Below are 16,434 nucleotides of genomic sequence, written 5' to 3' on the forward strand. Positions count from 1 at the left end.
TATTTTGTTTTTGAATTTCACATACATTCCTACAAAACAAATACCAAAAACAAAAATACGCCATTTTGTCATATATTTTAAACTTCAACGTAAAACGGACCTGTCGAACAGTCCCGTTCCATGCCGTTTTTTACATATTTTCGGAGGAAAAACAAGGCGGCAGGGAAAAAGGTTTACTATTATAAGAACCTGTTTTTATATCCCAAACAGAAAATGAAGAGACTTTCCGGCTTGAAACTTTCCGGCAGCGTTGCCTGCATAAATCTCTCCATTCGTGAGCGTCAGCTTCTTCACCGGAGCTCCAACCTTAAAATCCAGGTCTTTGAAATTGATCCAGAAAATATCGGGACTAAGCGTCGACTCGAAATAGTACACTTTATTTTTTTGATCCGCTACCGTACGCCAGCGAGTCGAAGCGATATTGGGCTGTTCGGGAATGGAGATTCCCAAAGGAACCGAAACATTGCGCATCACACTGAAAACTCCGGCAACAGCCTGCCTGAAATTATCGGTTTGCGGCAGCGCCTGGATATAAAACGATGCACGGACAAAGCGATCGGAAGCACGGTTTGTTCCGGGCAGCATGACAAGACCGCCGATCTGCTTCCAGTAATCGTTCAAAGTCAACTGTTTGTCATAGGTCGGAGAATTTGTCATTATCTGGCATTCACGTCCTTCGTGAATAATCAGATTGCCGTTGATATATTCAAAGATGGCGCTATTCCCGGTCGCGTCTGAAACCGAGAGATGCAAAGTAGACTTTGCCCCGTTGGGTAAATCCGGGTCATCGATACGGAAAATCTCCCGGCTCAGTTCATTCACCGCTTCGTCCACCGTCGCAAAATTGTCCAAAACATATTGAGCCCAGATGCTCAATCCCATCACCGGACGACTGTCATTCGGACGATGATAAGAGGATTCGGTCAGGAAAAGCAAGTTCGCCACCAGGCCTTTTTCATTCATGCCGTCACAAACCCCGATATCATAGCCGGCCGTCACGACACTCCCGTATTTGGAAGTCCACGTTACCGTATTGTCCGTAATTCCTCCCCGTTTCTCCATTCCCCGCGGGAAAAGATAAATATTAGACTGCGGATCTTCTTTCCAATCCATCGTCCGCCCTGTCACGATCATATCATCCGGTCCTAAATAGACCGCACGCGTACAGGCATTGCTTTGCTCTGCAAAAAACAGCACACCTGAAACAGCCACAGAAAAGGCTGCTAACTTATTCCTTCTTGCCATAACTATAATTTAAAAAACATGTCCAAACTATATTTATAACAGGGATATAAGAACGATAGTTTCAAATATAAATAAGTGTTCTCACATTCTCTTTACAACAACAAATTTTTCACCGCCTCCTGGTAATCCGCCAACCGGGAGCTTTTCAATATTTTTTTCCGGAGCCGTTTCTCTGCATCCGGCAACAGATAGTCCCAAAGGGTCTTCATCTTGTCGAGTATCTGATGTTCGCCTCCCTCCAAACGGGAAGAATAGCCCGCCATCAGCAAAGCATGGAAAGCAGACAACTTTTCTTTCTTCTCACGGGCGGTAAGCGGTGTATCGGATACATATTCAGCTGCCAACCAAGGAGAAGACAACAGACCGCGTCCGAGCATGATCCCTTTCAAACGAGGGAAACGTCCGGTCAACGAACGAATATCCGGCAAGGTCCGGATGTCTCCATTATAAAAAAGCGGAAGCGTGCATGATTCGTAGAAACGGGAAAAAGCCACCCGGTCAGTCTCTCCTTTATATTGCTGCGTGCCGATCCTGGGATGCAACGTGAGATGCGTGAGAGGCAATCCGTTCAGAAAAGGAAGAAGAGCTTGTGCCTCATCCGGAGAATCCCAACCTAACCGCAGTTTGACCGAAAACCGTATCTCCGGGTATTCAAAGATCGTTTCCAACAACGCTCTCACCTCATCCGGATAAGGCAGGATACCCGCTCCCCGGTGTTGTCGTGCCTGCATCGGGAAAGGACAACCTAAATTGATATCGGCACGCCGGTAGCCCGACTCACGAAACAAGCCGGCAATCCGGCGGAACTCTTCGGGCGAGGCTGCGATCATCTGGGGAACAAGCGAGGCAGATGTATTTGCCTCCGGTGCAAGATCCCGTAGTTCCTTATTGCGGAAACCGCCCTTTTCGAGACGGACAAACGGAGTGTAATAGGTCTCGACTCCCCCGAATACCCGTGCATGCGCTTCCCGGTAGACCGAGTCGGTATATCCTTGCAAAGGGGCAAAATGAACAGCATACGATTCCATCATCCCGGAAACATTTCTGTGAAGAGTGAATGAAGACGTGCTTTGGCCGCTTCGAAATCCTGTTCCGCCCCCAACTCTTTCTCAAGCGAAGTAACCCCTTTATCCTTAAAGCCGCAAGGATTGATCAGGGAGAAATAATCCAGGTTCGTATTTATATTCAAAGCAAAGCCGTGCATGGTGACGAAACGGCTGCTTTTCACGCCGATCGCACAAATCTTACGGGCCTTTCCCGGCACATCAGGATCGATCCACACGCCTGTAGCTCCTGCGAACCGCTCTCCTTTAATGCCATAGAGAGCCAAAAAACGGATAATCGTTTCCTCCAACCTGTCGATGTATTGCTTGAGCCCCAACTTCCAGACATCGAGATCGAAGACCGGATATCCGGTGATTTGTCCGGGCCCGTGATACGTGATATCCCCTCCTCGGTTGATATGATAGAAAGAGATACCTCGCTGTGCGAGCAGTTCTTCCGGGATCAGCAGGTTGGCGTCCTTACCGCTTTTTCCAATCGTCAGAACCGGCAGGTGTTCGCAGAAAAACAACCGGTTTTCCCCGGTCAAACCTTGTGCTTTCGCTTCCAACAGGGCGTTGAACGCAGCCGTTTGGCGCTCCAGTGCCTTCTCATATTCGATACGTCCGAGGTCGTGGTATATAAAATGACTCATATGATTATCGTTCTTATGTGAATATTCTTTTCAGGCAGACGGGCCGTCGTGCCGGATTCCGCCCGGAGTTTCTTCCGTTTGCGTACTTTCCTGCTGCCGGATTCGGGGTCGGGATCACCACCGTCATACCCCATTTCGATCTTTAGCAGTTTGCCCATCAGCGAAACGATCTTCGCCTGCCGTTTCAGCATGTAAGGAGAAGGTTTTGCGGAATTGAACTTGCGGGGATTCGGTAAGGTCGCAGCGATCAGGGCTGCATCCGTCTTCGTCAGTTTATAGGCCGGTTTTTTGAAATGGGCCTGTGCGACTGCTTCGGCTCCATAAATGCCATCTCCCATTTCGATCGAGTTCAGATAGACTTCCATGATACGTTCCTTTCCCCAGATCCATTCGATCAGGACGGTGAAATAGGCCTCAATGCCTTTGCGCAAATAGGTTCTTCCGGGCCAGAGGAACACGTTCTTGGCAGTCTGTTGCGAGATCGTGCTCGCCCCACGCACGCGCTTGCCCTTTTCGGCATCGGCACGGGCTTTCTGTATCTGCGTCATATCGAAACCGTGATGATCGAGAAAGAGATTGTCTTCCGAAGCCACGACCGCCTGTGCCAGTGGCTGGGCGATCTTCTTCATCGGCACCCATTTGTGTTCCAGTTTGAAGGGCTTTCCGTCCCGGAACTGTTCGTACATCCGGATGAACATCAGCGGAGTGTAATAAACAGGAATGAACTTATATGCCACCACTGCCAACAAACTGGAAACAAACAGGAACAGTAACAGATTCCGGCTTCCTATCAGTATTTTCTTCAGTATGCGCATCGATTCTTGTCTTTTCGAATGGCAAACTTACGGATTTATTTCCAATATTGTTCCATCTGCTCCAGTGTCTTGCCTTTTGTTTCGGGAACGAATTTCCAGATAAACAAGGCAGCCAGAATTCCCATGATGCCATAAACCCAGTAGGCCATGCCATGATTGAACGTATCGGTCAGATACTGGCTCTTATCAAGCATCGGGAAAGTCCAGGAGACAAGGAAATTGGCAATCCACTGCCCTGCCACGGCAATACTCATCACCGTCGAACGGATCGTATTCGGGAAAATCTCAGCCAGCAATACCCAGCAGACCGGCCCCCACGACATCGCAAAACCAGCCGTGTACACCAACATGCAAACTAATGAGCCGATACCGACGGAATGCGTATAGAAAGTCGTCCCCAAGACCATCATCGAGACAGCCATGACCAACGCCCCGATAATCATCAGCGGACGGCGCCCGAACTGATCGACCGTAAAGATAGCCAGCACGGTAAAGGAAAGATTCACGGCTCCCACCACGATCTGCTGCAACAAGGCGGCATCAGTGGCAGCCCCCATTGTCTTAAATATCTCCGGCGCATAATACAACACGACGTTGATCCCGACAAACTGCTGAAAACCGGACAACATGACACCGACAAATATGATCAGCATGCCGAACGAACGTACCGGGAAGGCCAGAGAGACAAAAAAGCTACCGATCAAAGCAATCTCCAATGCGCTTGTATTGCCCGCCAGCTCCAAAGCCCCGTACAAAAGCAGAAACAACACCAGCCACATTCCCATAAACAGGAAATAGGGACGCATGGAAGGTTCCTTTTTTCTGAAACTATCTTTTATTTCCTCCAGTTCGGGTGCTGCTTTTTCTTTTCCCATCAGGCGGTCCAGTACAGAGAGTGCCTTATCCGTTTTGCCGCGCATCACCAAATAACGGGGTGTTTCCGGAACAAACTTCAGAAGGACCAGGAAGAACAAAGCCGGGATAATCTCGGAGGCGAACATCCAACGCCACCCGATCGCATGCAACCAGGCGGCATCACCCTGCAACGCGATGCTGTAATTCACGAAATAGACGACAAGCATACCGAAGATGATCGCGAACTGATTCCATGACACTAAATTCCCTCGTTTCTCTGCAGGCGCCATCTCGGCTATATACATCGGAGAAACCATAGAAGCCAAACCGACTCCCACACCGCCGACAATCCGGTAAAACACAAAAAGGTACATGTACGTATGGTCACCGCTGCCGGGCATCCCGACAAACAGCTCCGGCCATGCCGAACCGATTGCCGACAGCAAAAACAGGATGGCAGCCAACACAAGCGTAGGTTTCCGTCCATACTTCTGGCTGATCCAGCCGGCAAAAGAGGCGCCCAAGATACAACCGATCAGGGCACTGCTCACGACAAACCCTTCAAGCGCATTCGCCTGATCCAACGGTAGCCCGAAAGGTTCGATGAAGAATTTACGCAGCGATTCGACCGTTCCGGATATCACCGCTGTATCATATCCGAATAATAATCCCCCCAATGTCGCCACAAGGGTGATTCCAAAAATGTAGTAATTGTTGTTTTTCACGATAGAGATTCATATAGGTAAATAATGATTTATCGGTATGGGACTTGGATGACACGGCCATACAAAATAATTGTCGTTTGTAGGGGCAGGGCTCTACTCTGCCCATCGAACCGGCAAGGCGGACTTTATTTTCATCGGGCGGAGTAGAACCCCACCCCTACGAGACACCATTATTTTATTGCACACCGGTAAATCAGTATTTATATGTTATTAAATGTACTGGTTGATAATCATCTCATACAATTCCTGTTTCCCGCTGATCTGCTTCGGTTCACCACCGGCAAGGGCAATCGTGCGCAGATCTTCGAGGAGGAGTTTGCCTTCTTCGAACTTCTTTCCTTCGCCCCCATCGAAGCTGGCGTAACGTTCGGCACGCATTTTCTTGTAATCGGAATGTTCCAGGATATCGGCAGCGACCATCAAAGCACGGGCAAAAGAATCCATGCCACCGATATGAGCCAGGAAGATATCATCCAGATCGGTCGAGTTACGGCGCGTCTTGGCATCGAAGTTCGTACCGCCTGTAGTCAGGCCGCCCGCCTCGAGGATGACCAACCAAGCCTGTGTCAATTCGTAGATGTCAACCGGGAACTGGTCCGTATCCCAACCATTTTGATAATCACCGCGGTTGGCATCGATACTGCACAACATGCCCGCATCGGCGGCAGCCTGAAGTTCATGTTCGAATGTATGTCCGGCCAGTGTAGCATGGTTTACTTCGATATTGATGGCAAAATCCTTGTCGAGGCCATAATGGCGCAAGAAACCGATAACCGTTTCCGTATCCACGTCATACTGATGTTTGGTCGGTTCCATCGGTTTAGGCTCAACCAGGAAAGTACCCTTGAAACCGTTCTTACGGGCATAGTCGCGTGCCATCGTCAACATCATGGCGAGATGTTCCTTTTCGCGTTTCATGTTGGTGTTCAGCAAACTCATATAGCCCTCACGTCCGCCCCAGAACACATAGTTTTCGCCACCTAAGGCAATACAAGCGTCGATCGCGTTCTTGATCTGCGTGCCGGCACAAGCCACAGCAGGGAAATAAGGATTTGTGGCAGCCCCGTTCATATAACGTTTATGCCCGAACACATTGGCGGTAGACCACAACAGCTTCTTCCCTGTCGCTTCCTGATGTTGCTTGGCATGTTCGACCATCGTATGCAGGTCCTTTTCAAATTCGGCCAACGTCGGCGCTTCATCCACAACATCCACATCGTGGAAACAATAGTAAGGGATGTTACACTTCGTCATAAATTCGAAAGCGGCATCCATTTTATATTTAGCACGGGAAATACGGTCTGCACCCGCATTCCAAGGAAATGTTTTCGTCCCGCCTCCGAACTGGTCGGCTCCTTCCGCACACAACGTATGCCAATAGGCCATAGCGAAACGCAGGTGATCTTTCAGTGTTTTTCCCATTACGACCTTGTTTTCATCATAATAATGAAAAGCCATCGGATTTTTCGATTCACGTCCTTCAAACTCTATTTTTCCAATACCTGGAAAAAATTCTTTTTCACCTTTAAAGTAATTCATGATAATAAATATTTTATTGATTACACAATTTTTTCGTTTATAAACAGCTTCTTCATTACGCCAAAGCCTTCTCCAACCGTTCCTTCCAAACCTCGAAAGCCCCGCAGTACTTGTCTGCTTTCAGCCCGTCCGGCTCTATCACATCGATCTTCTTCAGGGAAGCAAACGCCTCTTCGGCCGACGTGTAGATGCCGGCGCCTATACCGGCGCCTTTGGCTGCTCCGGCAGCCCCGTTCGTATCGTAAAGTTCGATCACCGCCCCCGTCACGCCTGCCAGCGCATCCCGGAAAATCGGGCTTAGGAACAGGTTGGCATTACCGGCACGGATCACCCCGATATCGATCCCCATCTCATTCATGATATCCATACCATATTTGAAAGAGAAGACAATCCCCTCTTGTGCGGCACGGGCGATATGAGCTTTATTGTGGATATTGAAATTCAGCCCGTGAATGGAACAGTCCACCTGCTTGTTCTGTAACATGCGCTCCGCCCCGTTTCCGAAAGGCAGGATCGACAGGCCTTCCGAACCGATCGGCACGGTTGCCGCCAGTTCGTTCAAAGCAGGGTAGCTTATACCTTCCGGAGCCACATTCCGCTTCACCCACGAATTGAGGATCCCTACACCGTTGATACACAGAAGTACCCCCAAACGTATACGGTCGGCCGAATGGTTCACATGCGCAAACGTATTCACACGGGACAACGTGTCGTAGTTCACCTTGCCGTTCACACCGTACACGACCCCCGACGTTCCGCCCGTAGCAGCTATCTCACCCGGATTCAGGACATTCAGCGACAACGCGTTGTTCGGTTGGTCGCCTGCCCGATAAGTAACCGGCGTACCCTTCTTCAAGCCCAACTCCGAAGCGACCGATCCGAGCAATTCTCCCTGCACACCGAAAGTCGGACGGATATCCGGGATCAGTTCCTTGCTGAACCCGAAATAGCCCATCAAGTCTTCGGAAACGCAGTTATTCCGGAAATCCCAGAAGATACCTTCCGAAAGCCCCGAAACAGTCGTCACGATATCGCCCGTCATACGCATGGCGATAAAGTCGCCCGGCAACATGAATTTATGTACCTGTTCGAATATCTGCGGTTCGGTTTCCTTCACCCAGGCAAGTTTGGATGCCGTAAAGTTTCCGGGAGAGTTCAGCAAATGAGCCAAGCATTGCTTCTCGCCAATCGCCTTGAAAGCATATTCACCATAATTCACCGCACGGCTGTCGCACCAGATAATGGCCGGGCGCAGCACCTGCATCTTTTTGTCCACCAGCACAAGCCCATGCATCTGATACGAGATGCCGATCGCATCTATCTCCGTCCCCTTGATGCCCGCTTTCGCGACCGCACCCTTGATCGCTTCTTTCAGATACATCCACCAATCATCCGGATTCTGCTCTGCCCAACCGGGACGTACGGCTTTGATCGCCGCCTCTTCTTTCGGATAAAAATCGGAGGCAAGCGTCAACCCCGTATCTTTATCGACAATAGAAGCCTTCACCGAAGAACTTCCGATATCACAACCCAATAAACACATACTATCTATTTATATCTTATTAAACTTCGAATATAACTTGTTGTATTTCACCCTGTCGAACCGGTAATAGCGGGCTGCCCGGTGGTTCACGCCCTTTTCCACTTCATCCGTTTGCACGATATACTCCATCGACATCATCTTTTTATGGAAATTGCGCACATCTATATCCTTATTGTAAACGATCTCGAAAATGCGCCGCAACTGGTAAGCCGTAAACTTCGACGGAAGATAATCGAAAACGATGCCCGGTTCCGCATCCACCCAGCACCGTATCTCTTCTCTGGCAGCTTCAATAATCTCCTTATGATCGAATGGCAGATGTGGCAATTCATTGACAGGCGCCCAAATCAGGGTATCGGACATTTCTCCCTTCGTCATTTTTTTCCCGAACTTGCATAATGCCAGATAAGCGACCGTCACGATCCGTGTGATTTTCATCTTGGAAGCTTTTTCCAACCATTGCACATCTTCTTTGTTCTTGGTGCGGGAGGGAGATCCGAAACTGCGGAACTGTTTCAAGGTAACACGTTTCAGGCCTGTCGCTTCGTTCAAGACGCGATAAGCCGCCGTATCCAGATCTTCGCTTTCATAAATCAGGCTTCCCGGCAATTTATAGCGTTTTTCGTTACTACCGGCAACTTGCCTTTCGACGAGCAATACGCATAGTTTATCTTCGTTTGTCCCGAGCAATACGCAATCGACCGAAACGTGCGGATAAAACATTTCATGCTTATCTTTCTGTGTTTCCATAATATCATAATAAAGATTCTGTGCAAATATAAGGCTAAAAAAGATATGGACATAATGTAATTCTAACAATATCTACTTAAAAGGATAAAAAGCCCATTATTTAACATATATTGCATTTGCGTAAGTAGAATACAGGGGGGGGGGCACAAACCGGCCGAAACCGGATGCCGGCCTATTCTTTTTGCGGTATCTTGGACACCAGGACTTTGTCTATACGGGCGCCGTCCATATCGACGATCTCGAATTCGAAGTTCAGCCAGCTCAATTTCTCGCCTGTCTTAGGAACCCGTTCCAGGATCTCCAGGATCAGTCCGCTAAGCGTATTATAATCATGCTCGGCATACAAATCTTCCATGTCGAAATATTCAAGGAAATCATAGAAACTGTACTGCCCGTCTACCAGCCAGGTTCCATCAGGCCGCTCGACGATCTCGGCCTCTTCTCCTACATCGGGAACCTGCCCGATCAGGCCTTCCATGATATCTTTCAGGGTCACGATCCCCTGGATGCCACCAAACTCGTCCGTGACGATGCCATATTTCACACGTGCCTGCTTGAACTGTTCCAACGCATTATACACGCTCTGGTTTTCCGGCATAAACTCCGCCGGGCGTATCACCTGGGACAAAGAGAAACCCGGCTCGTCGATACGGCCGAACAAGTCTTTCAGATAGACGACACCTTTTATCTCGTCAAACTTTCCGGCGGCAACCGGATAGATGTTGAATAGATTTTCCTGAACCTTCTCGCGTATCTGCTCGATGCTGTCCGTCAGGTCCAACCATACAAGTTCGCTGCGATGCGTCATGATAGAACCGACATTGCGGTCGCCCAGGTTAAACACGCGCTCGACGATGTCCTGTTCGACTTCCTGCACTTCGCCGCCATCAAAGCCTTCTTTGACAATTGCTTTGATTTCTTCTTCCGTCACCTTGTTATCTTCCGTCGCGTCGGTCCCGATCAGTTTGACGGTCAAGGCCGTACTTTTGGACAACAGCCACACGAAAGGCGAGGCAACCAGCGAGAGTAAGTTCATCGGTTTGGCGACCAGCATCGACACCCGCTCCGCGTAGCCCATACCGATACGTTTGGGGACCAGCTCGCCTATAATCAGTGTCAGGTAAGTGACGATCACGACAATCGTGGTTTTGGAAATACCCAATGCATAAGGTTCCAGAAAAGGAATGCGGCGGACATGCTCAGCCAGGTCATAGGCAAAAGCTTCGCCCGAATACAAACCGGTCAAAATACCGATAAGCGTAATCCCGATCTGGATAGTCGAAAGAAACCGATCCGGTTCGTTTGCCAGCTTCAATGCGGTTTTGGCAGATTTGTTACCTCGTTTCGCTTCTACTTCGAGGCGTGCTTTACGTGCAGAAACCAAAGCGATCTCCGACATAGAAAGAAGGCCGTTCAATAAGATAAGACCGATTATAATAAGTATTTCCATTTGCTATATGCACAGCGATTGATTAGAGAGGCGAAGATATGAATTATTCGAGTTCCGACGGCCTAACCTTATGAAAATAAATCTAATTTATACATAAAAAAAGGTGGCGTATCTAAAATGCCTTGTTCTCGCGCCTGACGCGGAGATAAGCACATTTGGACACACCACCTTTTATTTCGATGAGTTTAGCTAACTCATATTTATTCAATCACCTCGCCTTGTTCATTCAGGACAATGGTTTGCTCCTTTTGATCTTTGTCGACAAGTACGATTTTATACTTCTTGGCTTCATCGGTTTCGGCCACGTAGGCTTCCTTCACCGCACACCCCTCGTAAGATTTGGCTATTGCATCCAGTACGGCTTGAGGAAGCTCTTTCAGTTCGATTTTCACGAAATCATCCTGCATAACGTTTTCGACCGATACCTGTACTGCCGATGCCTGTACACTTTGTGATGCGAATGCCACACATGCTACTACTGCTACCATTAAAACAATCTTTTTCATGACTCTAACAAATTTAAAATTAATACCTAAATGATTGAAGAACTTCATTCAATCTGATCAAGTAAGTACAAGGATCGTACCACGGCAGCGTGCCAAAGACTCGGAAATATCTATTAAGGGCTTACAAAACAAGGCGTACAAAAAACAGATCCGTACCGGATGCCAATCCGTGAAATGTAGAAAAGGCTGTAGATGACTGTGTATTTTTTCTACATAAATTGTGGCACATCTCTCCTTATGTCCATTTTTCTTGTTAATTTAGCCACATCATTAATGAAATCTAATAGAATATGAATTTAAGTGATCCCAAAGATTGTCTGTATTGCCAGAACAATCAGACTTTACACGATCTGATGATCGAAATCGCTCCCCTCTCTGTATCCAGACTGTTCCTATTTAAAGAACAGACGTATCACGGGCGTTGCCTGGTTGCCTACAAAGACCATGTGCACGACTTGAACATGCTCAGCGATGAAGAACGGAATGCGTTTATGGCCGATGTCGTACGGGTGACCCGCGCGATGCAGAAAGTGTTTAATCCGCAGAAGATTAATTACGGCGCATATTCGGATAAACTGTCGCACCTTCATTTCCATTTGGCTCCGAAATATGAAGGAGGACCGGACTTTGGCGGGACATTCACCATGAACCCCCAAAAGGTGTATTTGACGGATGCGGAATATCAGGATATGGTTGAGAAGATAAAGGCGGCGTTATAAGGATTTCAGATTTATGATTTATGATTTATTTTATCGACACATAAATCATAAATCATAAATCATAAATTTTTTGCTTATTTTACGAATGAAGATTTCAGCAGGTAGTCGACACTTTTTTTCACGCCTTCGAACTGATGTCCGCTACTCGTTCCTTCCATTTCAACGAAAAAGTCTTTGTGTCCGTTTGCGTAGAAGTGCTTGAATATCTGTTCGAAGTTCATCATGCCGGAATCACCCAGGACATAGCGGTCTTTGATATGGAGCACCTTGATACGGTCTGCATATTTCGTGATATACTCGACCGGGTCCTGCTGGCCCATAACGGCCCAGTAAACGTCCATCTCAAAGAAAACCAACGACGGGTCGGTATTCGCCAGGAAGATGTCATAGACCTTTTCTCCCTTGTTGTTACGCCCGAACTTCATTTCCGTGCCGCCGGGAACCACCTTGGCAAATTCCATATCATGATTATGATAGCCGAACGGTATGCCGGCCGCTTTCACGATCTGCCCGGCTTCGTTGAAGACTTCGCAAACATATTTCGTTTCTTCCACGCTGCGGGTACTGGGCTGACCGGGCTGAACCAGGTATTTCACACCTAACTTGGCATGGTCGTCGGCCGTCTTTTTCCAGAATTCCTTTATTGTATTCAGGTTGTCCTTCGTGTATTCGCGAACAGGAGGATTCACATGTGAGCTCAGGATCTTTATGCCGGCATCGTCCGCCATCTTCTTGAAGTCCATCAGTTCGACATCGCGGATCTTACCATTACCGTAACCGGCAAGTTCGATGGTCTGATACCCCATCTTTTTCAGCTTCTTCAATCCTCCCGGAACATCCTTGTACAGCTCATTGCCTAAAGAGTAGATTTGCAAACCGATATTCTTAGCAGCCGCCGTTTCGAGAACGGCTGATGTCGCAGGCTGTGCCGCAACAGCATTCCCTACCTTACCGGCCATCAGGCCTCCCAACGTAAGCAGGGATGCATTTCTCAAAAAGTTTCTTCTATTAATCATGGTCTATTAAATTTAGATAGCTCCAAAGGTATGATTTTATTCTGAAAGTTAGTCCATTTTTCCTGAAAAACATGATCAGATAAACTCGTTCACCGATGAGACGATACTACCGTCGAACAGGTTGATGATCCGGTGGGCGAAGCTGGCGTCGTGTTTGGAGTGGGTCACCATGACGATCGTGGTTCCCTCCCGGTTCAGTTCGGTCAGGAGTTGCATCACTTCGGCTCCGTTCTTGGAGTCCAGGTTACCGGTCGGTTCATCGGCAAGGATGATCTTCGGATTCGAAACAACGGCACGGGCGATGGCCACACGTTGCTGCTGTCCTCCGGAAAGCTGCTGCGGAAAATGGCTGGCACGGTGGCTGATGTTCATCCGTTTCAGGATATCGTTCACCATCTGCTTACGTTCGGCGGCTTTCACTTTCAGGTAGGTAAGCGGAAGTTCTACGTTCTCGAACACGTTCAGTTCGTCGATCAGGTTGAAACTCTGGAACACGAAACCGATGTTGCCTTTACGGACCTGCGTGCGTTCTTTTTCCTTGAGATGCCCGACCTCCTTTCCGGCCAGGTAATAATTGCCCGATGTCGGATTATCCAGCAAACCCAAGATATTCAGCAACGTTGATTTGCCACAGCCGGAAGGGCCCATGACAGCCACAAATTCGCCGTCTTTCACTTCCAAGGAAACATTGTTCAATGCTATCGTCTCCACCTCTTCCGTACGAAAACTCTTACTTAAACCTTCGATCTTTATCATGACTTTCTTGATTTATGATTTTATTTCTTTATTCTTGACTCTTTTTTCTTGATTACTCAGACTTTATGTTCTTTACCGGATTTTCATTCGCGACATGCCAGTTCTGGTATGTCACCGTCAGGACCGTGATCACGCCCACCACCAGGAAAGCCAACGGCAACACCCACCAATACATCGGCGTGCGGTAGGCGAAGTTCTCCAACCAACGGTGTACGCCGTACCAGGCGACCGGAGCTCCGAGCAGAAAACATACCAGCAGAATCCAGAAGTAGTTCACGTTGAACATATACAGGATTTCGCCCGTCGTCGACCCCAACACCTTGCGCACGGCAATCTCCTTCCGCCTGTATTCGCTTTCGAACACGACAAGGCCGAACACGCCCACGATCGAGATAAAGATGGCGACAAGGCTGAACAACGTGATCAAAGAACCGATCTTCAATTCCTTTTCATAGGTGTGCTGCAACACTTCGTCATAGAAACGGACAACAAAAGGATACTCCGAATCGAACATTTCAAGCGATTCGCGCACATGCTCCATCCCGGCGCGAAGATTGCTTCCGGCCTTGAACTTCACGTAGGCGATATTATAATAGTTGCCTTCCTTCCCCCACTGGTATTTTCCCCAGAGATAGAAAGCCATCGGAGTGACCTCCTGGCGGAAAGAGGCGAACTTGATATCGGGGATGAAACCGATGATCTCGTCACCGTCGATCTTTTCGTTCAACTTCATTTCGAACTGCGCCTTCGCCTTTTCGTTGAATATATAGCAACCTGTCTCCTTCAGTTCGTCTTCCGGACGGAAATCACGGCCTTCTTTGACTTCTATGCCCATCACTTTCAGGAAAGAAGAGGAGACCGGAAGACACTGGAAGCTTATATTTTCGCTGTTATAGTTGCGTCCCCATCCCATATACTGGTCTCCACTGGAAAGCAGAAACTGGGAATAGGTCACGTCTTCCACGCCTGAGAACGATTTCAACTGGTTCGTGAAAGCATCCCGGTCCTTATTGATGTTATTATTCAGGTGTACGATGATCATCTCTTCCTTGTCATATCCCAACGGCGCATTCTGCATGTAATGGTTTTGCAGGTACATAAACAAAGAACCGATAATCAGGACGAAGGAAGCCACGAACTGAATGCCGACCAGCATGCTCCGCATCCGTCGCCCGGAAAGGGAAAGGCCGAAACTTCCTTTCAGCACCAGTGCCGGCGGGAAAGAGGTGATATAGTAGGAAGGATAAAGGCCGGCCAGCACTCCCACGATCGCTGCAATCACGGCCGTACCGGCAATGATCGCCGGCTGCGCCCCGAACGACATGTCGGCATCCACCAGCGAGGCGATCGGTGTTTTTTGTGCCAGATACAAGAACAGGAGCGAAAGCAGATAAGCAAACAGGCTGACACAAACTGCCTCAACCAACAAACTTCCGCGCAGCATGCTGTCGGAACTGCCCAGAACCTTCTGCGTATTGATGCTCTTGATGCGCATGGGGGTCAGCGCCGTGCTGAAGTTGGTGAAATTGATGCCGGCGATCAGAATGATGACAAAAGCGATGGAGAAAAGCACCAGCAACGTCTGGCGGCTCGCTTTCGGCATCGAATCGAAATCCACGTTGTTCAGGAAATGGAGATCCGGCATAGAGGTCAGGCGAAGGTCGAGGTTATCATCTCCTTCTCCCCATTTGAAATCGTCGCCAAAGATTTCTTTCGCATTAAAATTTTTCTTGAAATTGTCCAGGACATTCTCCTTGTTGGCCGGATCGTCGAGACGGACAAAAACCAAATAGTTCCAGTTTCCCCAGTTATTATAGTTTTCCTTCGGGTCCATCGCCATGTATATGATGTTCTTCAAAGCTGAATTACGGGGAAAATCCTTATATATGCCTTTTACGATTTTCGCATCTTCCGCTGCGTTGGCAGAGATCAGTTGCTTGCCTATCGCCGGTTCATCTCCGAAAATCTTTTTCGCCATGCTTTCCGGAAGGACCACGCTGTTGGGCTCATCCAAAGACCGCTCGTTTCCCTCAAGCATATCGAAATGGAACACACTCAAGACTCCGGGAGTCGCGCCCCACGCATCTTCCTTATAGCTCGTCCGTTGCCCGCCTTGCTCGACATAGAAGAAACGGTTGCCCACCCAACCACTCAGAAGGCATCCTTCTTTTATATGGGGAGACGATTCGACAAACGCCCGCGCAAACGGACGGTTGATAATGGCCTGCGACCCTTCTGTTCCCTGCACGACATCCAACCGGAATATGGCATCTGCATCCCGCAGGCTGCGATCGAACGTATAATCATAATTCACTTGCATCATGATGAGCATAAAAGCCACAAAAGCAATGCTCAACCCCAACACATTCAAAATAGAGGCCGTCTTGAACCGACGGAGCACACTAAAGAAATTTCGTAAAATAGTTTTCATATCCTGTTGTTATTGTTTTATTCACTTTTAAGACTGTCGACCGGATTCGCATTCGCGACAAAAGGAACAAAAAGCATGCCAAACAACATAATCAACTAACATTCAATATTGTAATAAAACGTAGCACAAACAGCAGTGTCCAATATTTAGACACTACTGTCTATTTTTTTGACAGTCAGCCTCCAGGGGATTATCCAACATGCCTGTCCAGGGTACGGGAGATTGTCGGGACACCTGGAAAGCCGTAAAGCGCCGTCGGAACAAAGCTGTTTCAACATATCCGCTTTGGGAAGACTAAAGCTATGGGTTAGGGAGGGGACTTGCCGGATATTAATGGGCAGAGCAGAGCCCTGCCCCTACGATCTTTTTCTCTTATTGTCATATTTCT

14 protein-coding genes are annotated in these 16,434 nt (G+C 48.3%); 1 reads left to right on the forward strand and 13 read right to left on the reverse strand.

Annotated elements, in window-relative coordinates:
• Positions 1–195: 195 nt before the first annotated feature.
• The 10 genes from BQ9893_RS04575 to BQ9893_RS04620 form a co-directional block, all read right to left on the reverse strand.
• Positions 196–1,245: a linear amide C-N hydrolase gene (locus tag BQ9893_RS04575; protein ID WP_075964929.1), complete on the reverse strand. Its 1,050-nt coding sequence runs from the start codon at positions 1,243–1,245 to the stop codon at positions 196–198.
• Between the two features lie 92 nt (positions 1,246–1,337).
• Complete coding sequence (locus BQ9893_RS04580; protein WP_075964930.1) at positions 1,338–2,276, reverse strand: tRNA-dihydrouridine synthase family protein; 939 nt, start codon at positions 2,274–2,276, stop codon at positions 1,338–1,340.
• A complete protein-coding gene (lipB, locus tag BQ9893_RS04585) occupies positions 2,273–2,941 on the reverse strand; it encodes a lipoyl(octanoyl) transferase LipB (protein ID WP_075964931.1) in 669 nt (222 codons plus the stop codon). Before lipB ends, BQ9893_RS04580 begins: the two co-directional genes overlap by 4 nt.
• On the reverse strand, positions 2,938–3,756 hold the full coding sequence (gene mtgA, locus BQ9893_RS04590) for a monofunctional biosynthetic peptidoglycan transglycosylase (protein ID WP_075964932.1): 819 nt from the start codon (positions 3,754–3,756) through the stop codon (positions 2,938–2,940). Before mtgA ends, lipB begins: the two co-directional genes overlap by 4 nt.
• 35 nt (positions 3,757–3,791) lie before the next feature.
• Positions 3,792–5,336, reverse strand: a complete 1,545-nt coding sequence (gene xylE, locus BQ9893_RS04595) for a D-xylose transporter XylE (protein ID WP_075964933.1) — start codon at positions 5,334–5,336, stop codon at positions 3,792–3,794.
• Positions 5,337–5,546: 210 nt separating this feature from the next.
• On the reverse strand, positions 5,547–6,875 hold the full coding sequence (gene xylA, locus BQ9893_RS04600) for a xylose isomerase (RefSeq protein ID WP_075964934.1): 1,329 nt from the start codon (positions 6,873–6,875) through the stop codon (positions 5,547–5,549).
• 55 nt (positions 6,876–6,930) lie between these two features.
• Entirely contained in the window at positions 6,931–8,418 is a 1,488-nt protein-coding gene (locus tag BQ9893_RS04605) for a xylulokinase (protein ID WP_075964935.1), read from the reverse strand.
• A 9-nt stretch (positions 8,419–8,427) separates the two neighbouring features.
• The gene (locus BQ9893_RS04610; protein ID WP_075965413.1) at positions 8,428–9,168 is read right to left on the reverse strand and encodes an NUDIX hydrolase; all 741 of its coding nucleotides are present in this window, start codon (positions 9,166–9,168) and stop codon (positions 8,428–8,430) included.
• Positions 9,169–9,340: 172 nt separating this feature from the next.
• Complete coding sequence (locus BQ9893_RS04615) at positions 9,341–10,618, reverse strand: hemolysin family protein (protein ID WP_075964936.1); 1,278 nt, start codon at positions 10,616–10,618, stop codon at positions 9,341–9,343.
• 200 nt (positions 10,619–10,818) lie between these two features.
• A complete protein-coding gene (locus tag BQ9893_RS04620; protein ID WP_075964937.1) occupies positions 10,819–11,124 on the reverse strand; it encodes a hypothetical protein in 306 nt (101 codons plus the stop codon).
• A gap of 290 nt (positions 11,125–11,414) precedes the next feature.
• On the opposite strand from BQ9893_RS04620, the gene BQ9893_RS04625 reads away from it, so the two are divergent.
• Positions 11,415–11,843 (forward strand): HIT family protein, encoded by a 429-nt coding sequence (locus BQ9893_RS04625; protein ID WP_075964938.1) that lies wholly within the window; start codon positions 11,415–11,417, stop codon positions 11,841–11,843.
• 74 nt (positions 11,844–11,917) lie between these two features.
• Here BQ9893_RS04625 and BQ9893_RS04630 read toward each other — a convergent pair whose 3' ends face one another.
• The 3 genes from BQ9893_RS04630 to BQ9893_RS04640 form a co-directional block, all read right to left on the reverse strand.
• Complete coding sequence (locus tag BQ9893_RS04630; protein ID WP_075964939.1) at positions 11,918–12,859, reverse strand: sugar phosphate isomerase/epimerase family protein; 942 nt, start codon at positions 12,857–12,859, stop codon at positions 11,918–11,920.
• Positions 12,860–12,934: 75 nt separating this feature from the next.
• On the reverse strand, positions 12,935–13,615 hold the full coding sequence (locus tag BQ9893_RS04635) for an ABC transporter ATP-binding protein (RefSeq protein ID WP_075964940.1): 681 nt from the start codon (positions 13,613–13,615) through the stop codon (positions 12,935–12,937).
• Positions 13,616–13,667: 52 nt separating this feature from the next.
• A complete protein-coding gene (locus BQ9893_RS04640) occupies positions 13,668–16,046 on the reverse strand; it encodes an ABC transporter permease (protein ID WP_075964941.1) in 2,379 nt (792 codons plus the stop codon).
• Positions 16,047–16,434: the final 388 nt, after the last annotated feature.

It is taken from the genome of Parabacteroides massiliensis (assembly GCF_900155425.1).
Taxonomy (GTDB): domain Bacteria; phylum Bacteroidota; class Bacteroidia; order Bacteroidales; family Tannerellaceae; genus Parabacteroides; species Parabacteroides massiliensis.